We start from the raw sequence: 21810 nt of genomic DNA, 5'->3' as shown, positions 1-21810 counted from the left end.
GTAAATAATCCCCATTCCCCCTATTATATGAGGACAGATCCGATAGGTATCAGGCATCTGTTGGCATAGCTACGCATAAATTATCCACAATTTAAATAAGCATCTTGCATTAATCCAGAGAGCATCTTTCAATCAGTAGGAAACAGCTCGAAATGCTTCTATTCGTCTACATCTTGTTCCCGGAGCGAGTTTTAGTGAATTATGAAATATGCTTACAAAAAAAGAGGGCGTTATTCGGCCACCCTGCGGCCTCCATAACCCCCACCAAGTTTTTTTATCCTCCCATCACAGCAATTCGCTGCAACAAAGACTCCCGATATCTGGACCACACCATGGAGGCCTCCCGGCCGATGGAATCCGCATGACGTACCGACCCCATTTCTCCATGCCGTCGATATGCTGTGAGCGACTCGTTCAGATATGGAAAACGATGACCGTTCAGCAGGATACGCATCCATAGATCCAGATCATGCGTATAAGGCAACAGTTCATCGAACAATCCCACCGCACTGAACAGATCCTTGCGGATCATCACGGTACAACCGTTCACCGGATTACCATTAACGAAGAGGCGCAGCCAATCTGGCTCAGGTACCGGGTCAGCCCCTCCGTTCAGCTTGGTCACCGCAGAATGTTCATTAATGTAATTAAAGTTGGTATGTGAGATGAGCACATTCTCCCGTTGCATAAATTCAACCTGATGACGAATCTTATCCGGATATAAAAGATCATCCGAACTTAACCATGCGATATAGTCCCCGGAGGCATGACGGATGCCGTGATTCAGAGCCGAAGCTGTGCCGCCGTTACTTTTGCCAAGAACATAAATGTATGGAAGATACGGCTGAAGCAGCTCCGCATGCCGGGTAGAACCATCGTTGACGATAATGATCTCCACATCGGTATATGTCTGGTTCAGTGCACTCTGGATCGCTTGAGGCACATAGGGACAATTGTAAAACGGAATGACGATGGACACTTTCGGATTCATTCAGTCGACCTCCCATGCTGGGTACGAACATCACTCAGAATGTCCTGAAGAGATTGGGCAAATGGAATCAGTGGCTGCCAGCCCAACTTGCGCAGCGCCGAGAATTCCTGCTGATCTCCTGCCCCGTCCGGACCGGAAGAAGCGCCGTCCCATCGTACAGGCACCTCCGCTTCGGACATGGTAAGCAGCATATCCGCAATCTCTCCGAGGCTGCGCTCCGTGCCTGACACAACCGGGTATACATTCCCCATGGTGCCTTGAACAAGCAGTGTTGCATAGGCTCTGACCGCATCCCTCACATCCAGAAAATCACGGGTATTATCCCGGCCGGATAGACGAAAGGCTTCCGTCTTGCCATCCAGTTCACAAGCAACAATATGACGTGCCAGCAGCGAACATATGCCCGTCGAAGGACCTGCCCCAATCAGATTTCCCGGCTCAGCCAGCATAATCTGCTGTCCAAAGAGAGACATCCAGGATAGAGATACCATTTCCTCTAATGCTTTGCTGAGACTGTACGGATGCGGAGGCTGCGGTGTACGACCGGGTTCGGCGGTATATTTTAATCGGGAACCTACAATTACGATCCGTGCCGCCGGACAGCTTCTCAGCGCATCCAGTAGGTACAGAACAGCCATCACATTGGTCTCCAGTACGAGCAACGGATCAGTCCATGAATCCGGTACGGAATTTTTGCCTGCAAGATGTAACACATAATCCGGTTTTATCTCATCAATCAAATGACGGACTTGCTGTTTATCGTTAAGATCACAGACATGTACAGCCACGCCATCGCCAAACGAATGTATGCCTACCCGCCTGACCACCGCTGCCACCTCCGCACCGACTGCCCTGAAGTAAGCAACCGCATGCCGTCCAGTGAAGCCGGAGGCACCCGTGATCAGTACCTTTTTGCCTGTTAGCTCTGCTCCATCCATAATGCCAGCTCCTTCAGCATCGTAGAATAATCCGGAAGGTCTGTCTTCACATCCTCACGTGTGGATACTAACGTGCGGTCCTGCACAACGCTATCATCAGGTACGATAACAACATCCTGTTTATCCCATGTCTGTTTGAACAGCACAAGCAGATCGTGCTTGCTGACAGGCACCGGATGCGCCAGATGGATGAGACCACTGACCGGCGACGCCAGATAATGATCTACCCATTTGGCCAGTTCTAGGGTGGTCACTCCATTCCAGAAGACACGTGTATACCCACCAACCTCGCCTGTGCAAGACATGAACCAGTGCATCAAACCGATGCCGCCTTTTCGAATTTCAGGTCCTATAATGGACGTACGGATCGTCAGATGCCCGGCATCCTGAACTTCACCCAGTGCTTTCGTGATGGCATAGGCAGATGTTCCATCCGTTACATCATCCTCCCGGTATGCTCCCCGGTCCCCACTAAACACACAATCGGTACTGATGTGAATCAGACGTGCATCGATCGTATCGGCAATCCGCCGCAGACGATGTGGCAGAAATCCGTTAATATGATAAGCGGTAATTCTGTCTTCATCCGCAAAGCTGTTCAATACACCCACTGCATTAACGATGACATCCGGGTGCACAGCCTCCACCAGACGATCGACCATGAAGCAGTCGTTTACATCCAGCAGCAGACCGTTAGGATCGGATACATCCCGGGTCGTGTAGAAGACACTATGCACGCCTTGACGGCGGAAATAGTCGACCAAGATATGGCCGGCCATTCCGTTTCCCCCAAGTATCAGAAGTTTCATGACAGGAATCCTCCGCGTTGCAAAATTTCACGAATCTCTGCTTTGCTCATCAGTTGATGCTCGGAACTGAAGCTGCTGAAGGAGACCGGAGGACAGTTCGTGTAATGCTCTTTCAATCCCGGAATACCCAGTGTAGGCAAAATCACCAAGTATTGCTCATCGTATACCACAGTGGTCATGCTCTCGAATTCACTCATCAGAATTTCGTGAATCTTCTCACCAGGCCGAGTACCGCGCTCCACAATGGATACATTCTCCACGCCTGAATCCTCAATCAGTACTTCTGCGAGATCTACAATTTTGCAGGTTGGCATCGTCATGACAAAAATCTCACCACCGACACTTTCCACCGAAGCCTTGAACAGCAATGTGATCGCATCTTTCAGGGTGAGAAAGAATCGGGTCATTTTCATATCCGTGATGGATACTTGACCTTTGGATCGAATCTGATTCTTGAATAAGTGGACGACACTGCCGTTCGTTCCAAGTACATTCCCACCACGTACGGTTACAAACCGAGTATTGCTGTGCAGCAGATTGGCATATACGATTAACTTCTCCCCGATTGCCTTCGTCATGCCATAGAAATTGGATGGATTCGCTGCCTTGTCGGTCGAAATATAAATGACTTTTTCCACATTATTTTCAATCGCAGCTTCAATGACATTCTGTGTGCCGATCACATTGGTTTTGAGTGCTTCATACGGTTGGTCTTCACACACCGGCACATGCTTGAGCGCTGCGAGATGAAATACATAATCCACATGCTGACAGGCAACGGTTAGGGCATCCTTGTCTCGAATATCACCAATGCGAAAATGAAGGCGCGGGTCTTCGAATTCACGACTCATCGCCACTTGACTGGACTCATTCCGGGAGTAAACAATAATCTCCTTGGGCTGCTGGGGCAGCAGTTGAGCCACAAGTTCATAACCCCATGATCCCGTACCGCCAGTCACGAGTATACGCTTATTTTCAAACATGCATTTTCCCTCCAAGCAGAAATTTGACCACTTTACTGGATACATCGGTTGCTTTGTAACCTTGTGGGCAATCCCAGTCGTTTGACATTTCGGTCATTACTTTCACACAGCCCGCAATACGCTCCGCATCCAGACCTGAGACCACGTTACTGCCGCAATCCACGGTCTCCGGACGTTCTGTCGTTCGACGCATGGTTACCGTAGGCACTCCCATGATGCAGCACTCCTCCTGAACGGTTCCACTATCCGTAAGTGCACAGCGTGCATGTCGTTCCAACATCACGAAGTCGAAAAAACCGAATGGCTCGTGAAATTCCACCAGCGGGTGCATCTCCAGCTGCAGATGCTCGGCGATTCGAATGGCCGTTCGAGGGTGAATGCTGCATATGACTCGCATGGCATGTTCTTCAGCGACCTGGTTCAAGCCTTTCATGATTTCCAGCAAATGTGGAGGGTGGTCGACATTCTCCGCCCGATGGGCCGTAACCAAGAAATATTGCCCGGACTTCAGCTTCAATTTCTTTAGTATTTTGCTGGAACTCACTTGTGCGTCGTAGTGTTGCATCACTTCATAGATTGGGTTACCTGTCAGCACGATTCGGCGACTGGGCACTCCTTCACTAACCAGATGTTTCTTACTCTGTTCGGTATACGGCATGTTAATGGTGGAAATGGCGTCGATAACCCTGCGATTTTTCTCCTCGGGCACATCCAGATCAAAGCATCGATTGCCTGCTTCCATATGAATGACGGGTATGCCCATCCGTTCTGCCAGAACGGCACATAATGCACTGTTCGTATCCCCGAGCAGCAGTACTTTATCCGGTTTCTCCTGATGTAATAGATCTTCCATTTGCGTAAACATCGAGGATAACTGTCGACCCAGCGAGGCCGCTTCATCCTGAAGGACGTAGTCCGGCGCCCGCAGGCCCATTTCCTTGAAGAAAAGACCGCTGAGACTTTCCGTGAAGTTCTGTCCCGTGTGTACCAGAATATGTTTGGACGCGTACTGGTCCAGCTTGGAAATGATCAGGCTGAGCCGTATAATTTCAGGTCGCGTACCCAGCACCGTCATGATCTTCATCGTAACCCCTGCCTTCATCGTCTATTGGATAATCTCCGGCGAACCCGGCTTCGTTTGGCTTTGCCAGGCACACGTTTGCGAACAGTCGGTTGCATCACACGCACACGCTGTTTCTTCTTTTTGCCTGGCTTCAGTTTTCTTCCACCAGTTCCCGTTCCTCGTTTCAACCGGTAACGTCTCCCCCTGCGGTGAGGCGATTTCGGATAACGACTTCGACCTGTTCTGTGGCTTGAGTAAGGTTCTGATTCTTCATGAACAGGCTGACCGATGGCAAGCGGAGGCAAGGACGAGAGCGGCAAGGCCTGCATCACACTCAATGGGAACAATCGTGTCCGAACCGAAGCCGGATCCAGAATCAGCACGGTTCGCAAACGGCCCTCATCCCAAGCGTACACTGGCCCATTCGGAGGCTGAATGTACGGAAACCATCCGGGAAAACGCATCAACCACTGTGTCACCATCGTATGCAGCTTTGCCCTGTAGGTTTCAATACCGTACAGCTTTTCCGCTTCTGTCCGATTACGCCAACCGGTGTCTGAGGCCAGTTCAGGATCATTTAGCAGGGTTGTTGCCAAGGTGACAAGCGCTTGGTAATCCCCGGCCGGGGCCAAAAATGCACCACTGCCTACCGATTCCAGCAATTCCTTAAGTCCGCCCTGGGCAAAGGCAATAACCGGTTTGGCGAAATAAAGCCCCTCCAGCGCGGTCATGCCGAAGCCTTCTTTAACCATGCTCGGAATAACCACCATATCCATGGCCGTATAGGCCAGTGATACGTTCTCTTCAAACGGCGTAAAGGTAAATCTGCGATAATAACCTGATTTTTTCACCCGTGATACACATTCGTCATAGTACTTTTTGTCCGCTGATGTACCAATGATCCAGAAACGGCAGCGTGGATGGGTTTCACACAATTGCAGAGCCATATCTACAAAAGGTTTCAGACCTTTGGCATCATATATGAAGGAAGAGATGTAACCAATACAGATCTGCGATGACTTGAAACCGAGCTCTTTGCGTTTGCGTTCTCTCAGATGAACCCACCGCTCCGGAGCCGGCAAGGCCGGGTCCCAGGTTGGGGAGATCACGGTCAATTTGGCACTCATGCCGGCTTGCTTGAATGGCGCTACGGCACTTTCGGATATACCTATGATCCAGTCCGAGTAACGCCCAATCATCTGTATGGCTTCGTTTGTATGTTCATTCAACTCAATAATTTCGGTAATCTTCCAAATCACCGGAATTTGCAGAGACTTCGCTGCTACGGCAGGCATCACATTGACACAGGTATTCGTTAACACCAGATCAGGTGCAGTCTCCCGGATAAGGGAGACCACGTCCTGGTAATCTGGCTTATGACGAAGCTGTTCTGCATCCGTTGCAATCCCCCGGTAAGGTGTGTACACACCGTGAAGCATCGGCAGGAAGCATACTTTGACCTGAATATCGAATCTCCGTGCAAGTCCGGCGAGCTTTCCTTCCTGAGGAACGACGAGTACACAATCGAAGACGGAACCCATCTCCCTCATAAAATGAAGCAACAGCTTCTCCGCGCCCGTAATACTGCGGGTGTTGCACACATGGGAAAACAACATGAGTTTGGGTTTAGTCGCCATGGCTGCACGGACCCTGAATACGAATATGCAGGGTTCTGTGCACACCTCCTTCCGGACAGGATTATGGGAATATAATACTCAGCAGTTCGTTGATTCTTTTGCCATACGTGTGATCCTTCAATGTCCGTTCCAGTCCTCGAAGTGCAATCTCACGGCGCTCTTTCTCATGATGGAGATAGTATTCAACCTTATCGAGCAGCTCCTGAGGGGAAGAGTAAGTCTCGATTTCCACACCCGGTTTATAGAAACGTGCCAGGTCATCCCGCGCATCGGTCAACTGAAGAGTCGTCGAAGCCGCAATTTCAAATGTTCTCGGATTCGGGGAGGCTGGTTGAATTTTAACATGGTTGTTGTTAACGGAATCGTCTTCGTGGGAGCGGTGAAGGTTGATGACAATTTTGGTACCGTTATAGACATCGTTCGTTTCCTGCGGACTCATCCAGCGACCCAGTTCAATCTTCTCGCCGTAAGCGGCATAGTCAGGCAAGCGATCCCACCAGATGCCATTAAATACGGTATTGTGCGACATCAGCTGTGCCATGATCGGATTGAAGAAATACACCCGGTTCCAGTAAGCCGAACCGATAAAGCTGACATCCCGGTGCAATGGAGATGGAGTAGTGATCGGGAAGTAGTGGTTGGTGAATGCAGCAAAGGGCAGGTAGTGAACAGAAGGGCAGCCATTTTGTCGATACAACTCGACACAGTTCAGCTCCAATGTGAACACATGGTCAAAATGCTGTACTGTCTCAAGTGTCATATCCGTATAGTACGGATCATCCGTGAGCCAAATTGCTGTCCTAATGCCTGCTTGACGAATCGCATCCAGATGTTCCAGCGGAATATCCATGCCATCCAGCACAAGCACCAGGTCAGGGCGGGTTTGCAGCGCAATTTCAGATACAGGCTGACGCGGGTCGGAAAGAGTTACCTGGGCAACCATACCCTGCAATGTTGCCATGATGGCTTCATCCAGTGGGGAATATGGGAATCCTTTGCCCGAAGATACATACAGCACGTGAAGCTGCCGGAACGGCAATGGCTCCTGTGCACAATTGACAATATAGTTGGCACGGCCGCGCAGATATCCTTCTTCCTTGCCCGCATCATATCCGGCATGTTGCCCGTTTTTGCGTGCTTGGTCAGCCAGACTGAGCACTGGTGCATGAAACTTTCTCGTTTTACGGTGTTTGAGAGACATACCGCCACTCCTTTTATTTTTGGGATAGGGTTCTCTAACTCTGCTGTCCTGCAGAAAGAGATTTACACGTGCTCCAGCAGCTGAGCGATACGACGGGTGAACGTATGCTGGTTCAACGTGGTGAGCAGTCCACGCCAGGCTAGCGCTTGCCGTTCCTTTTCATGGTGCAGATAATATTTGATTTTGTGCTGAAGTTCTGCCGCCGTTGTAAAGGTTTCGATGTCATACCCGGGCCGGTAGTAGCGTGGCAGATCTTGGCGTGCATCCGTAATCTGCATCGTGCCACAGGCGCTGATTTCATACGTGCGTGGATTAATGGAATGACCTTCAAGATGATGTGTATTGCGATTGTCTTCCCCGTTCTCGCAAGTCCGATGAACGTTAATGACGATTTTGGCGCCATTGTAATAATCCACTGTCGCTCCAGGATCGATCCAGCCTTCATGGATGAATTGGCCCAGGATGTCGAAGCGTTTCAGCCGGTTCCACTGGCTGCCGGCAATGAATACCTTTTTGTCCGCCAAAAAAGGAGCCAGCTCGTCGAACAGTGCAATTCGGTTCCAGAATCCGGTGCCGATAAAACAAATGTCATACTGATGCTGTGGTGCCGTACGTCTGGGTTGAAACATGCCCGGGTTCACTGCAAGCGGCATATAGATCACTCGACCCGCTCCATGTGCAGTATAGAACGGCACGGCCGCTTCCTCATGCGTGAACACGACATCATAATGCTGACAGATGCTTGTCGTATCTTCAGTAAAATACGGGTCATCCACAAACCATACCGCTGTTCGAATTCCCAGTGCCCTTATGCCATTCACCTGCTCCAGATGATCGGGTGGGAATACGTGTAGTCCATTCATGACCAGTACCAGATCGGGCCTGTGCTGGCTGGCTTCCTGCAGCATGTTTGCCGGCGATCCGACAACACACTCACGAACCGATTGCTGCAGAGCTCCAATGACGCCTTCATCGATGGCATCGAATCCCTGTGGAATATACAGCACTTTCATATTTCGCACGGTCGGCTCAAACATCTGCACTCGCTCCATCATGGCCTGACAGCCGCCAAATCTGCGGCCTTCTACATATCCGCCACGGTAAGCCGTCGCCGCTTCTGTGGGCGGTCGGTGTCTTCGTTTTGCCACATCCTTCACCCTGTCTTCCTTCAGGAGATCCCATTGTCAGATTCTCCCCGAGATTGGTGTTCCCTCTAAAGGATATGCCCCGGGGTCAGATGCATCATGGACGGGTGTCCTGCAAGGCGCAAAATTGGCGTCTGCCCTCCACATCCGCCTGCACGGGCATGTCCGCTTTTGCGGCGATACAAATAACCCGGAGGGATCTGTCCCCCCGGGCAATCGTCATACACTGGGATGTATCTAACTATTTAGAAAATGCACACCTATTCGGTTATTGCGCTTTGTAAGCCAGCTGATGTCCGTCCTCGAATCCCTTGGCGAAACCCGCGTTGAATCCCTCGTTGTACGCCTCGTTGTACCCCTGGCTGTAGGCGCTGTCCGGGTTCGGATCGGTAGGGGTAGCCGGGACGAACGGTTGTGCAGGTTTCACACTCCGGTGCCGTCGTACCGCACGTTTCTTTTTTTTGAGCCACGCACTGCGTCCTTTGAGAGTACGTTTATGCAGTACACGTTTGCCTTTGACCGCACGCAGTTTACGGATTTTGCGCAGACGGGCCCCCCGAGTAAGCAGAGCTCTTTTGGTTCTCAGACGTATTTTTTTCTTCTTTAACATGTCAACATTCCTCCTGTATGTTCCGGACCATGCGTATCGCATATCCAGGGTCTTTGAGCCATGGCTCTCCAGGCTCCCCATGCTGGATTTGGGCCAGCCTTATCCCCGTAACCATCCGGGACATCTCCTCTTGATAACGGCTAAGTAGACGAATGTTCTCAGCTAGACTGCGGGCGGATACTTCCGAGTGGGCAGACACGCTGGCCACACTGTCCAGAATGCGGGCGAGCGCCTGCTGACTGTGTGCAATGGACTCAATGAGGGACAGTTTCGCTTCCTGCTCACGCCGCAACAGACTCATTTTCCGAGATCCCCCATATCCATACCGCCAAACATGCCACCGTCCATGCCGCCTTCTTCACCATCGCTCTGGACCAAAATGGCCTTCAGGTTGTTGCATAATCCGGTTTCCATTCGGGTCAGTCCTTCCAGTATTTCCACCAGCTGATCATGCATCTTGAGTGGCTCCGCCACCTGATCGCTATGCGTCAGAAAAGCTTCACCATTCAGATGATTTAGCGCCCAGTTCCTTACCTTCTCAGCTTCAATCGCCTTGGCCTCCAAAATCAGGGCAATATTCCACTGCATTTTGGCGGCTGCATCCAGCATCAGGATGAGGCTTTGTTCTCTGCTCATGTCCATTCACCCGCCTTTCGGGCTTATTCTTCCTCTTGGTCCGCCATCTCCCGCATTACCTGGGTCAGCGTTTCGGCTACGGCTTCTTCCAGATCTGCCAGGCCTCCCAAATAGGAGATGATGCTTTTGTTGATTTGTCCTGAGCTGTCCAGCAGACCGTCAACGCCATCCAGCTCCGGTTCGATATCCGGCAAATGATTAATGATTTCAGACATGCGCACAGCGACTTGACGTTTGGCATCCAGTACACGTGCAACCTGCTGGTGAGAATGTGCAATATGTGTGAGTATTTCATCGATCTTGCTCTGCATGGTCCTCCTCCTTACCGTCACGGCCTGCTTTCACCCATAGAAAAACCCGGCCTATCAGCATTTGCCTGCTACAGCATATGCCGGGCCGGGATCGTCAGTTACTCCAGCTTGCGCCTATATCGTCAGATGACATAACTCCAATCGGATGAGTATCGGCTGAGGAATTGGCGGGTACGCTCCTGTTTGGGACGCACGAATACCTCCTCCGGTGTTCCTTCTTCCACGACGGAACCCCCATCCATGAATACAACTCGATTCGCCACCTCGCGGGCAAAGCCCATTTCATGGGTGACAACAATCATGGTGATGCCTTCCTTGGCAATAGATCGAATGACGGACAGTACCTCACCTACCAACTCGGGATCAAGCGCCGAGGTAGGTTCATCGAACAGAATCACCTCTGGATTCAATGCCAGCGCCCGAGCAATACCAACCCGCTGCTGCTGTCCACCTGACAGCATGCTGGGATACTCATTGATCTTGGCGGACAGACCCACTTGTTCAAGCACACGCAAGGCTCGTTCACGAGCATCTGTTTTGGACATCTTCTGGGCAATAATTAACCCTTCGGTAACGTTGTCCAGCACTGTTTTATGTTTGAACAGATTATAATGCTGGAACACCATCGCCGTTTTTCGCCGTAACTGCACAATGTCATGTTTGCGCGCATGCTTGCAGTCTACGGTTAATCCGCTGATCTGTACCTTGCCCTCATCGGCACGTTCAAGAAAATTCACACAACGCAGTAATGTCGTTTTACCTGACCCGCTTGGTCCAAGAATGGCAACAACATCCCCCTGTTCCACAGTCAGATCAATGCCTTTCAACACTTCCTGCTGGCCAAAAGATTTGTGTATATTCGTCAGTGATATCATGACACCCCTCCTTTGCTGTACACGGCAACCCTGCGTTCCAGCAAAGCTGTAATCCGTTCGGCTATTACTGTCAGACCCCAATAGATTAATGCAGCAGCAATGAAAGCCTCCAGAAATTTCAGACTGACCGAAGCGACCACATCCGCTTTGCCGAGAATATCCATCTGAGACACGGTGAACGCCAGGGTTGATCCATGCAGGAAACCAACAAACATGCTGCACAGATTCGGCAGAACTGCACCAACCGCCTGCGGTAAAATAATGCGTCTCATGGCCTGAGAGGTACTCATGCCCACAGCATGGGCAGCTTCCAGTTGTCCGGTATCCACCGCCAGAATACCGGAACGGATAATCTCAGACATATAGGCTCCCGCAGTTAACGAGAAGGCAAACAGCACAAATACCAGAATCGGAATGGAAGACGATTGAAAAGCCCAACCGTACCGGGCAGCATGCTTGTCGATGATCAACGGAATTCCGTAATAGATTAGAAACAAGTGCATCAGCATCGGTGTACCACGGAAAAACGAAACATAGAAATCAGCGATCCGGTAGACCCATGGAACCTTATAGATCCGCACCAAAGCAGTAACCAGCCCCATGCCAAAGCCTGCGATCAACGGTACAATCGTAATGACGAGTGTCAGTGGCAATGCCTTTAGAATCTGGAAAAAAGAGGTGTAGATAAAGTTAAAATCAATAGACATTCGCTCACCCCGCTATTCGTTTCAGGCGTTCAGCTCTCACCGCTGGCCCACGGACTTCTTTTTTGCGTTCGTGACGCTGGAGTCTGCGTTCTGCGAGCGCAAATCCTTTTTCAAGTACAAGCACGATAACATAGTAGACGATCGATAGACTAATATACACTTCAAGTGCATGCGATGTAGCCGAGATCAGCGTTTGCCCCCTGCCCACCATATCCATGACCCCAATGGAAAAAGCCAGAGACGTATCCTTTAACGAACCAATCAACGTATTCGCCATATTCGGAAAAGCAACAATGAGCGCCTGCGGTACCACAATGCGTCGAAATGACTGAAACGTGGTCAAGCCCGCAGCATAAGCTGCTTCCGTCTGGCCCTTGTCCACACTGCGTACAGCTCCGCGAAAGATTTCCGCAAAGGACGCTGCATCACTGAGCGCATAAGTCACGATGACAAATACCAGCGGATCAGTTCTGGACAAATCCACACCTATGGGCTTGAGCAATTCGGGTAATCCGTAATAGACCAGAAACAATTTGATGAGAATCGGTGTGCCCCGCATAAAAGAGATGTACAGGGTCGCGAGCTGGCTCAGCACCGGAATCCGGTATAATCTCGGAACCGCCAGAAGCACACCGCCCGCAAGGCCAAGCACAATGGAACCACCCAGTACAATCAGTGTAATATGCAAATATCGCAGCAGTTCAGGGACGAAATCCAGAACCAATGACAGATCGAATGATTTACCCATAACCGTCGCTCACCTTTCTCAACGAACTATTCCTCAACCGTGTAATCGGCTCCCAGCCACTCTGTGCTCAATTTGCTTAATGTGCCATCTTCCTTGATTGATTTGAGCGCTTCATCAATTTTCGTTTTGAGCTCCTGCTCATCCTTATTCAGAATAAAATAGACCTTGGAATTGGACAGCGCTTCACCAACCGTTTTCAATTGGGCATCCACTACTTTATTCTGATAATCGATGGCAAACTGTGTACTGATGGTTGCATCCACCCGGCCTGTTTTGATCTGGGTATTCGTATCTTCCCCTGCTCCGGAATACACAATATCAATGACTTTGCCATTCGCTGCATTCCATTTTTCAGCCAATACAGCTGCATTACTTGTTGCGCCAACAATCAGCTTCTTCCCTTTCAGATCCTCGATGGATTTTACATCCTGGTTTTTCTCGCTGACTACGATTTTATTAGGAAAAATATTATACGCCTCGTCGTTAAAGAGGAACTTGGCCTGCCTCTCTTCATTCACTTCCATCTGGTGAGCGATCAGGTCTATTTTCTTCGTTTCAAGACTGAGCAGCAGATTTTTGAATTCCATCGTACTGAACTCAAATTCATATTCAGGCAATCGTTTATCAATCTCGCGAATCAGCTCTACATCGTATCCGGTCAGCTTGCCATTCTCATCAATAAAGCAAACATTCGGGAATTGAGTGCCTGTACCCACGATAATCTTCTTCACTTTATCTTGACCGGACGCAGCTGCGGTATCCGATTCATTCGCTGCATTGCCTGAGCTGCAACCCGCCAGTACCACCAACATCGTAATGAACAGCAATGCTGTCCGGAATTTCCGAATCCCCCATTGATTAACCATTCCCGATCTCCTCCACAGGCTGTCATTTCAGCCAATATGATGTGTACTCCCATTCCTCATCTTTGATTTAACTAACCATTCACACTTGTATAGTCGGAATTAGATTGAACAAAGAATAACACCCTATGTCATATCCAGGCAATATATATGTTAATAGGACATCCTGATAACGTTATAGAACTTCTCTATGCTTCACCAGCGATATGATCTAAAAGTAAAGCAAAAGAAGCGATTCACCAACCAGGTTGGGGATCGCTTCTTCAATTCCAGATCACTTCATTTCAAATACCCATCTATCTGCGACTGGCCCATTTAATTTTACGAGCCACTTCTATACGCTGCAGTTGCAACAATCCGATTCGTTCTTCAAACTTCTTGCGTTCATCCGTTGAATGGGTCGCGTGAATCTGGTGGCAGAGACCTGTCAGTTTACTGTTGATATAGTCAAATCTCATCCATAATTCTTCTTCAGGTGTGCGCTGCTCCGCTTCCGGCTGAAATATTTTGAGCTGGTGGATAAGGGACTGCTGCCATTCCTGATCCTCGATTTGGATGGCAAAATGCAAAAGATCCAGATAGTCGTCAATTTGCAACGATATACCGCAATCAGATTTCGTATTCATTAGTCGTCTCTCCTTATTTCAGTTCTTGGCTGGAATCAGTCATTTCTATTTTACAGGATGGAGCATGCTTTAGGCGAGTCCTGAAACGAGTAAAATTGGAAAAAGTTTTGTCATTTTTACATATAGAAGCTTTCGATGGACTTATAGACAGATCTGATTCGAGAATGATATTCCAACCATCAATTTCATGATAAAATAACACCAAAATATTATAGACCCCTGAACGGCAGGAAGAGATTGTATTTATGGTCAAAACGCTGGACCCTTCCCGTTTTTAGACCCCTTCTGTACATACCGGATAAATAAAGAACGTCTTGGATGAACGCAACCATACATGATATACACGACTATACCCGGCTCAAATCATTCAAAAACCCGCTCCGAGGGAAGATTCCTTAAGCGGGTTTTGTCTTATTCACATGGATGGCTCAAATCAGGCCTTGCCGTCACGCGGCTGTCTGGTTAAGAGCAGCATGATAAACGAAATAATAATAATGGAGCCTGTCCAGGCCCAGGCCATCGTCTGATTGCCCGAATCGACAGCAACATAGATCGCAGTGGGTACGGTTTGCGTTTTGCCCGGAATGTTACCTGCAATCATGAGCGTAGCTCCGAATTCCCCCAGTGCACGAGCGAAACCCAGGATGAAAGCCGTCATCAATGCTCTCCCTGCAAGCGGAAGCGAGATATAACGGAATACCTGCCATTCATTCGCTCCTATGGAGCGGCCTGCATCTTCCAGATCCCGATCAATCCCGCTAAATCCGGATTTCATCGTCTGATATACCAATGGGAAAGCAACCACCACGGAGGCAATGACGGCAGCCCACCAGGAGAAAATGACAGGCGCGGAGAATATCGCTTCGATCCACTGTCCCAGCAGACTCTTACGACCCAATAACACGAGTAATATAAACCCGACCACGGTCGGCGGAAGCACGAGCGGAAGCATAAATACCGTTTCCAGAAAAATTTTCCCACGGAACGTAGTACGCGACATCTTCCAGGCCACAGCGATACCCGCCACCGCTGCGATTACGCTGGACAGCAGGGCAACCTGAAGGGAAAGACGAACCGGTGGCCAGAATACCGCCCAGTCTATTGCGCTCACATTCATTCCGGAATAGAGAATCCGTATTTGGCAAATACATCGAGCACTTCAGGGGTTTGCAAATACGTGTAGAATTGTTCCGCTTCTGTCCGGTGTTTCGTACCTTCAATAATCCCTACTGGATAATTGGCAGGTGTATAGCTGTTCTGGTCCACTTCAAATGCAATTTTCACCTGATCCGAAGTGAGCGCGTCCGTTTTGTACACAAAACCCGCATCCGCATTGCCTGTCTCTACATATTGTAGAACCTGTCTGACATCCTTGCCCTGCACAAGCTTGCCTTCCAGCTGATCCCATAGTTTGGCATTGGTCAATGCTTCCTTCGCATAGGTTCCAGCAGGCACACTTTCCGGTATACCAATCGCGACTGTCTTGATGGAATCGGCCGTCAGATCCTTCTCACTTGTTACGGTATTCGAGCTATCCGCTGGAATAATGGCTACCAATGAATTTTGCAGCAAACTCTTCTGATCACCGGATGCAATTAATTTCTCATCCACGAGCGCGTTCATATTTTTGGTCGCAGCCGATACAAAAACATCTGCTGGCGCACCTTGTTCAATCTGCTGTTGCAATGCACCTGATGCGCCAAAGTTGAAGTTGAGTTCAATGTAGGGATGAGACTTCTCATAATTCGCCTCAATCTCCTTCATCGCATCGGTCAAACTGGCTGCTGCCGAGATCGTCAATTCCACTGTTTCCTGCGACTCGGTACTTTCAGTTGATGTACCCTCGCCTAATGCCGCTGGAGTTAACCCCGTTTGTTGTGTTGCTGTGGATGTATCTGTACTCTCCGTGCTTGCACCACAACCGGCCAATACGAGAGCCAGTCCAAGTGACATACTCCCCAACACATATCCAATACTCTTTTTCATCCACTTCTCCCCCGATGTTATGTTTAGTTATAACTAGATATAATTAATTATATTTCATTATACATAAGATCATTGAAATAGGAAGGTCGTCTTTGATGAACCCGTTGAAGAGCAAGCCATATATACTGAATTCCGGTGGCGAGTTTATACCCTCTGGCTGTTAATGGTATAGTACAAGAGACCACAGCGTTTATCTGTCATAAAGGGATCAAAGAAATCTGGGGATAACAGCGATCGGAAGATTGTTCTGTCATCGAAGTGCCAGTGTAAATATTCATTAGTTGAGGTTATATAGTTATGATCTGCACCTTGAAGGAGGATCTTCACTGATGACGGAGGAGCAATCCTATACCACCGAAGAAATATCCAAGCTGCTCAAAATATCCAAACTGACGGTCTACGATCTGATCAAAAAGGGAGACCTCGTCGCTTATCGCGTCGGCAAACAAATGCGTGTTGACGCCACCGATCTGGAAGCGTATAAACAGCGCTCCAAGCAGCTGCAATCGCCAGCACACCGGGCCGCTGTGGATTCGGGTCAACCTCTTGAATCTGATTACGCGACGGGAACCAATCTATCTAATCCTGCCGTTCACTCCGCTGCAAATGTTGTTTCCTCTCCATCCAGAGGCACATTCGCCGCTTCATCTTCCATGACGGGCAACACTTCGTCAGTCCATTCGACTCGCCATCTGGTCATTACGGGACAGGATGTCAGCCTCGATATTCTCATGCGATATATGGAGAAACAAACACAGGATATTCGACCACTGCGTTCCTTCATGGGCAGTCTGGACGGCCTGATCTCCATGTACCGCGGGGAGTCTGATCTGGTCAGTACCCATCTGCTCGACGGAGATACAGGAGAATATAATCTGCCTTATATACGCAAAATCCTGATTGGCTGGTCGTATGTCGTCGTCAATCTGCTGACACGACCTGCCGGGCTGTACGTCCAACGCGGTAACCCGCGCGGCTTGCAGAACTGGACCGATCTGAAGCAGCCCGAGCTGCGATTGGCGAACCGGGAGAAAGGTTCGGGTGCACGTGTACTCCTGGACGAACAATTGCGTCTGCACGGTATCCCTACCTCTCATCTGATCGGGTATGACGTGGAAGAAACCAGTCATATGGGCGTAGCCGCCAAGGTCAGTTCCGGCGAAGCCGATGTCGGAATCGGCAGCGAGAAGGCTGCACGACTTGTCGGTCAGGTTGATTTCATTCCACTTGTCCAGGAACGTTATGACCTGGTAATGCTGAAGAAACCGGGAAACGAAGCGTGGACCGAATCGGTATTACGTATTCTTCAATCAACGGAGTTCCGGCATGAACTGCAATCGTTTGAGGGATATGATGTATCTCGAACAGGTGAAATTTTATACGAGGTTTAGCGCGATTATACCTGGATTTCTCATGGGAATTCGGAAGTACAGAAAAAACAGAAGAAACGCCTCTGCTCTCTCTGACGGCGTTTCTTCTGTTTTCTTTCATATATATAAAATGAAAATTCTGCAGCCATCAGGCATGCTATCTCGACTTATCATATACGATGCGGGCCACCGCATCATGCTGGTGGATGGACTCTTCATTCCTGCAATCCACCTTAAATTTGCGTACCCAATGCTTCTCATACAGATCTGCCGCCACCAGCCTGACGATATCTTCCACAAACCGCGGGTTCTCATATGCACGTTCCGTGACCCGTTTCTCATCAGGTCTTTTGAGAATGGGATACAGGCAGCTGCTTGCATTGGTTTCGGCCACATTCAGCAGCTCTTCCTTCCAATAGCCCGGCAAGGCTTCTCCCGGGTCGCCCTGCACCTGGATACGCAGTAAACCTCGCTGATTGTGCGCACTATATTCGCTGATTTCTTTCGAGCAAGGACATAACGTCGTGATCTGTATATGTAAACCCGTTCTTAGAACGGGGGATTTGCCAGCTTCCCAGAGGACATGAACCGTAGCCAAAGAATGATTTAGTCCAGACATACCGGTTACGGGCGCGGATCGCTCGTAGAACCAGGGATAGGTTACTTTCAGCTCTGCCTTCGGTTGATTCATCTGTTCGGCCATCTGCTGCGTCAGCGCAATCAGATCCGGAATCCGGTCACTCAGTCCTTCACCGCGACTTTTCTGAAGCTGCTCCATCAAGCGACTCATGTTAATGCCTTTGGATTCTCGATCCAGCGAAGTCGTCAGCCGGAACGTTCCAATGCTGGACAATTTCTCGGGATCTTTGGCCGAAATGACATCCAGAGGATACTTCACCTGATCAATACCGACTTGTTGCAGCTCAAACAGAAAATCATTTTTGCTGTTCTGCAAATCCTGCATATCTTCTTTTCGTACAGGCTTATCTCCCTGTATCGGGTCAACAGAGCCGAATAACCGCAAGCGCTCGGCTTTGTCCGGCATGATCAAAGCATCACTCGCCACTCGGTTACTCCTGTTAACCAGCTGTTCCTTTTGCATTTTCCAAATCTCTCCCTCCATCACATATTTCCGTTATCCGCTGCACCTTCATCGCCAGAACAAACCTGCCTCGTCCCGCTCAACCTGCTCCAGGATAACTTCAAAATCAGGACAAGGCTCAATGACGTCGACCACATTCCAGCTACTGTGATCACCTTTCGCATATACCTTCCACTGATTCGCTTCCCAGTAAAATCGGGCAATGGGCAGCTTGTCCCACTGATAGCGTTCCTCAGCAGGCCTTTCCTCGGTCAAAATCAGTTCATTATTATTCAACTCATACGTTAATTTCACCATTGTTCGCAGGGGAGCCGGCACCTTCTCGTGAATATAACCGTCCAGCACCGACTGAATTCTCCGAATGGTAAACGAGTCCAGCATGGTGATCCCCCCTTTCCTCCACATCGTTACGCCATCCAGTTCCACACCCATGCCAGTACAAATGCACTGCCCAGTGACGTTAGCAGCTGGCTGCCTGTCAGTTGTGCAGCAAAGGCTGCTCCCAATTCCTTGCGTACGGTCCACATGGTCACCAGACATGCTGTTAACGTGGAAGCCAGATACACCAGGATAAATAACTGTCCGCCGCTCAAGTCTGCAATAAAGGAGCCCTGATCCTGATTCAGTACCAACAACCCGTCTTTTCTTAAAATGGAAAATAAAATGCCGCCCGCGGCATCGCCCGGCAGATGAAAGATCGCGAGCAGCGGCGTAAGCGTGCGGGTCAGAACAGACAATACTCCTGTCTGCTCCAGTAGTGAGGCTACCACACAAATACCGATGAAAATGGGCATTGCCTGTATGAGAAACTGTTTCATCACGGATCTTACGCGCCAGCTTACGGAACGCCATGAAGGTTTTTGCAGAAATGTCCGGTTCGCATGTAACGGGAGCGTATCATCCATCCGATTTCGATTCCACAGACGGGTATGAAGTGCGCCCACAAGGACCAGGACAAGCATATAAGGAAAAAACAGCCACGGCTTGCCACCGGAACTGAATATCGATAAAGAAGCCCCAATCTGATAGCTGCACGCCGAAGCGAAGGAGATCATTGAAACACAGGCCTTTGTTGTGCAGGAACTGCATGTACGACTCTGGAACACAGCCACAACATTGCAGCCAAAACCACTGAGGACCGGAATCAGATCCTTACCGTTCAGGCCGATTTTGCGCATCCACCCATCCAGCGAGTCGGTAATGCGATCCTTCAGTCCACTCTCCTCCGTCACCGCCACACTGACGCCAATCAGGAATACGACCGGAAAAGCCCAGATAAAGGAATACAAGCCCAGACTGATCATGCCGTAATCTCCGAGCATCATCGCTTGTAGCGGGTTCCATAATCCCACAGTCATCCGATCGAGTGGTTCAAGAATCCAGACATCCGCGAGTGGTTGTACCCAGCCGGAGAACAGATACGCCACATATACCGGAACTGCAAATAATAAGATGAGTGCTGCCAAAGCCGCAAAACGCCCCCAAACCGTGTGTTCAAACATCGTTGTTTGCGGTTCGATCACAGGGGAGGCAGGCGGTGATTCCAACTGTAGATGCCTCTTCATCGGTCTGGCGGCAACGATCGCGCGGCATAACAGGCCTTGGGCGCTCCCGTCCATTTCCCTTGTATTGAAGGGCAGGACGGAAATCCCCAGGCCTTTACGGTAATAGTCAACCTGAGCCGTTAAACCCGGTCCGCATTTGTCGGCAAACGTAAGCACCAGCACAGCATTTTTGCCTGTGACATCCAGCATGCCGAGCAGTAAAGGCAGCTCCTGCACGACATCTGTGCCGCGTACCACCATGACAACCGTATCACCTGCTGCGAGTTGTTTTAGGGCCAGCATGGTCGTGACACTGTCATCCTTCAACCGGATTCCAGGCGTATCGATCAGCTCAAGCTGCTGTTCAGGCAGTTCTGCCCTGCGGACAGTTACCGTGGAGCCTCGAACATTGGATTCTTCGCCAGTATCTCTGCCCGTGAGGCCCCGAAACAGAGCCGATTTACCTGCAGATTCGAAACCGACCAGCACCACTTGACAAAGTTCTTCCGGCTGTTCCAGAACCGAATTCAGCATGTGCAATCTTCACCACAGCAAGACAGATCATCAAGAAACATGCCTTCTTTGCGATAGGTTTCCAGCGGAGTCAGATCCAATCCAAGTCTCTCACCCATGGCCCCGGCCACAACTGCAAAGCGCTGTCTAAATTTATAAATGAAACAAAATTGGAGGTGCGCATGCATGACCTGTGGTCCGGTAATGAATAGCCCAGGGGCAATCGTCGATTCATCTGCTGCTCCTAATTGCAGCTGTCCCTCCTTGTTGCGCTCGACCAGGTTCTCAATCAGGTGTAAACTGCTGCGGAACCCCGTCGCCAGAACAGGAGCCTGAGCCGTCTTAAGCAAGTGGGATTCCCCGGAATCATTCTCGCAATAGATGACGTAACCGCCCAGTTCATCCGGCTCAATCCACTTGACCTCATAGCCTTGCATCATTCGTATCCGCTGATCCATCATCGCCGCGCGCAGCCGATCCTTCGTATAGGGGCTCAGCTCCACACTTGGATCACTGCTGCCCTTGGCAAGCCCGCGTCCGTTCCGATCGATTACCGTTACGTTTTTCCCCAGTTTACTCAGGTGAATGGCTGCATCCACGCCGCTCTCATAGCCGCCAACGATGACACATTCTTCTCCCTGAACTGCCGTCCAGCTGGAAAATAAACTGCTATGCACACCATATTCGGCACCAGGGAACGGGTCCAGTCTCGGGTACTGGAATTCACCGGCTGCCCAGACGACAAAGCGCGTGCGCAGTTGTCCATTGGATGTCACAACCCGAAAGCCGTTCTCTTCAGGAATCACTTCCGAAACGTCTACACCCGTCTGCACAGGCAATTTCTTAAACTGGCTCACCACCTGCAAATAATTCGCATACTCCACCCCTGTCGGATGTTCTGTTCCCAACGTATACGCTGGAGACGTATGAAGAGTCACTGCGTTCAGATCCATCATGCCATAGGCGTTGCTTGTAAACGAAGGGGTGATCAGACGCATTTCCTCCGGCCACGCAAGAAAAGTGGCCCCCACTTCACTCCGTTCCAGCACGGTAAAGCGGGACAGCTCCATATCCTGCAGGACAGAAGCCATGCCGATTCCGGCTGGCCCCCCTCCAACAATCACGCAATCATAATCAAAAGGATCATTCATG

24 protein-coding genes are annotated in these 21810 nt (G+C 49.9%); 1 reads left to right on the top strand and 23 read right to left on the bottom strand.

Features of this window, described 5'->3' with window-relative positions; translation table 11 throughout:
* Nucleotides 1-274: 274 nt before the first annotated feature.
* The 19 genes from Q0V21_RS26765 to modA form a co-directional block, all read right to left on the bottom strand.
* Nucleotides 275-991: a glycosyltransferase gene (locus tag Q0V21_RS26765; RefSeq protein ID WP_079347545.1), complete on the bottom strand. Its 717-nt coding sequence runs from the start codon at nt 989-991 to the stop codon at nt 275-277.
* A complete protein-coding gene (locus tag Q0V21_RS26760; protein ID WP_079347547.1) occupies nt 988-1929 on the bottom strand; it encodes an NAD-dependent epimerase/dehydratase family protein in 942 nt (313 codons plus the stop codon). Before Q0V21_RS26760 ends, Q0V21_RS26765 begins: the two co-directional genes overlap by 4 nt.
* A complete protein-coding gene (locus Q0V21_RS26755; RefSeq protein WP_079347549.1) occupies nt 1911-2738 on the bottom strand; it encodes a dTDP-4-dehydrorhamnose reductase family protein in 828 nt (275 codons plus the stop codon). The genes Q0V21_RS26760 and Q0V21_RS26755 overlap by 19 nt, the downstream gene beginning before the upstream one ends.
* Complete coding sequence (locus Q0V21_RS26750) at nt 2735-3721, bottom strand: polysaccharide biosynthesis protein (RefSeq protein ID WP_024632552.1); 987 nt, start codon at nt 3719-3721, stop codon at nt 2735-2737. Before Q0V21_RS26750 ends, Q0V21_RS26755 begins: the two co-directional genes overlap by 4 nt.
* Nucleotides 3714-4805 carry a non-hydrolyzing UDP-N-acetylglucosamine 2-epimerase gene (wecB, locus tag Q0V21_RS26745; protein ID WP_079347722.1) on the bottom strand — a complete coding sequence of 364 codons (1092 nt, stop codon included), beginning with the start codon at nt 4803-4805 and terminating at the stop codon, nt 3714-3716. Before wecB ends, Q0V21_RS26750 begins: the two co-directional genes overlap by 8 nt.
* Nucleotides 4806-4819: 14 nt before the next feature.
* A complete protein-coding gene (locus Q0V21_RS26740) occupies nt 4820-6421 on the bottom strand; it encodes a glycosyltransferase family 4 protein (protein ID WP_079347551.1) in 1602 nt (533 codons plus the stop codon).
* Between the two features lie 61 nt (nt 6422-6482).
* Nucleotides 6483-7622: a CgeB family protein gene (locus tag Q0V21_RS26735; RefSeq protein WP_301881359.1), complete on the bottom strand. Its 1140-nt coding sequence runs from the start codon at nt 7620-7622 to the stop codon at nt 6483-6485.
* A 62-nt stretch (nt 7623-7684) separates the two neighbouring features.
* Nucleotides 7685-8779 (bottom strand): CgeB family protein, encoded by a 1095-nt coding sequence (locus Q0V21_RS26730; protein ID WP_079347553.1) that lies wholly within the window; start codon nt 8777-8779, stop codon nt 7685-7687.
* A gap of 256 nt (nt 8780-9035) precedes the next feature.
* Nucleotides 9036-9377: a hypothetical protein gene (locus Q0V21_RS26725; protein WP_024632557.1), complete on the bottom strand. Its 342-nt coding sequence runs from the start codon at nt 9375-9377 to the stop codon at nt 9036-9038.
* 1 nt (nt 9378) lies between these two features.
* A complete protein-coding gene (locus tag Q0V21_RS26720) occupies nt 9379-9678 on the bottom strand; it encodes a hypothetical protein (protein ID WP_079347555.1) in 300 nt (99 codons plus the stop codon).
* On the bottom strand, nt 9675-10013 hold the full coding sequence (locus Q0V21_RS26715) for an alpha-helical endospore appendage domain-containing protein (RefSeq protein WP_024632559.1): 339 nt from the start codon (nt 10011-10013) through the stop codon (nt 9675-9677). The genes Q0V21_RS26720 and Q0V21_RS26715 overlap by 4 nt, the downstream gene beginning before the upstream one ends.
* Nucleotides 10014-10036: 23 nt before the next feature.
* Nucleotides 10037-10324 carry a hypothetical protein gene (locus Q0V21_RS26710; protein WP_024632560.1) on the bottom strand — a complete coding sequence of 96 codons (288 nt, stop codon included), beginning with the start codon at nt 10322-10324 and terminating at the stop codon, nt 10037-10039.
* 122 nt (nt 10325-10446) lie between these two features.
* On the bottom strand, nt 10447-11199 hold the full coding sequence (locus tag Q0V21_RS26705) for an amino acid ABC transporter ATP-binding protein (RefSeq protein ID WP_079347557.1): 753 nt from the start codon (nt 11197-11199) through the stop codon (nt 10447-10449).
* Nucleotides 11196-11906, bottom strand: coding sequence for an amino acid ABC transporter permease (locus Q0V21_RS26700; RefSeq protein WP_301881355.1), 711 nt, complete (start codon nt 11904-11906; stop codon nt 11196-11198). The genes Q0V21_RS26705 and Q0V21_RS26700 overlap by 4 nt, the downstream gene beginning before the upstream one ends.
* Before the next feature lie 4 nt (nt 11907-11910).
* Nucleotides 11911-12654, bottom strand: coding sequence for an amino acid ABC transporter permease (locus Q0V21_RS26695; RefSeq protein WP_301881354.1), 744 nt, complete (start codon nt 12652-12654; stop codon nt 11911-11913).
* Nucleotides 12655-12680: 26 nt separating this feature from the next.
* Nucleotides 12681-13520, bottom strand: coding sequence for a transporter substrate-binding domain-containing protein (locus Q0V21_RS26690; protein WP_301881353.1), 840 nt, complete (start codon nt 13518-13520; stop codon nt 12681-12683).
* Between the two features lie 293 nt (nt 13521-13813).
* Nucleotides 13814-14143 carry a hypothetical protein gene (locus tag Q0V21_RS26685; protein WP_079347565.1) on the bottom strand — a complete coding sequence of 110 codons (330 nt, stop codon included), beginning with the start codon at nt 14141-14143 and terminating at the stop codon, nt 13814-13816.
* A gap of 433 nt (nt 14144-14576) precedes the next feature.
* The gene (gene modB / locus Q0V21_RS26680) at nt 14577-15260 is read right to left on the bottom strand and encodes a molybdate ABC transporter permease subunit (protein ID WP_179132715.1); all 684 of its coding nucleotides are present in this window, start codon (nt 15258-15260) and stop codon (nt 14577-14579) included.
* Nucleotides 15257-16129, bottom strand: coding sequence for a molybdate ABC transporter substrate-binding protein (gene modA / locus Q0V21_RS26675; protein WP_301881350.1), 873 nt, complete (start codon nt 16127-16129; stop codon nt 15257-15259). The genes modB and modA overlap by 4 nt, the downstream gene beginning before the upstream one ends.
* Nucleotides 16130-16458: 329 nt before the next feature.
* On the opposite strand from modA, the gene Q0V21_RS26670 reads away from it, so the two are divergent.
* On the top strand, nt 16459-17520 hold the full coding sequence (locus tag Q0V21_RS26670; RefSeq protein ID WP_079347569.1) for a substrate-binding domain-containing protein: 1062 nt from the start codon (nt 16459-16461) through the stop codon (nt 17518-17520).
* Between the two features lie 136 nt (nt 17521-17656).
* Here Q0V21_RS26670 and folE2 read toward each other — a convergent pair whose 3' ends face one another.
* Genes folE2 through Q0V21_RS26650 form a run of 4 tightly spaced genes read right to left on the bottom strand, consistent with a single transcriptional unit; the run spans nt 17657 to nt 21809 of the window.
* The gene (folE2, locus tag Q0V21_RS26665; RefSeq protein ID WP_079347571.1) at nt 17657-18601 is read right to left on the bottom strand and encodes a GTP cyclohydrolase FolE2; all 945 of its coding nucleotides are present in this window, start codon (nt 18599-18601) and stop codon (nt 17657-17659) included.
* Between the two features lie 48 nt (nt 18602-18649).
* Nucleotides 18650-18982, bottom strand: a complete 333-nt coding sequence (locus Q0V21_RS26660; protein WP_179132716.1) for a DUF3024 domain-containing protein — start codon at nt 18980-18982, stop codon at nt 18650-18652.
* A 26-nt stretch (nt 18983-19008) separates the two neighbouring features.
* Nucleotides 19009-20679 (bottom strand): nucleoside recognition domain-containing protein, encoded by a 1671-nt coding sequence (locus Q0V21_RS26655; protein ID WP_301881348.1) that lies wholly within the window; start codon nt 20677-20679, stop codon nt 19009-19011.
* On the bottom strand, nt 20673-21809 hold the full coding sequence (locus Q0V21_RS26650) for an NAD(P)/FAD-dependent oxidoreductase (RefSeq protein ID WP_079347575.1): 1137 nt from the start codon (nt 21807-21809) through the stop codon (nt 20673-20675). The genes Q0V21_RS26655 and Q0V21_RS26650 overlap by 7 nt, the downstream gene beginning before the upstream one ends.
* Nucleotide 21810 lies beyond the last annotated feature (1 nt).

It is taken from the genome of Paenibacillus sp. 11B (assembly GCF_030487755.1).
Taxonomy (GTDB): Bacteria; Bacillota; Bacilli; order Paenibacillales; family Paenibacillaceae; genus Paenibacillus; species Paenibacillus vandeheii.
This window is presented reverse-complemented; position numbering and strand designations above follow the sequence as displayed.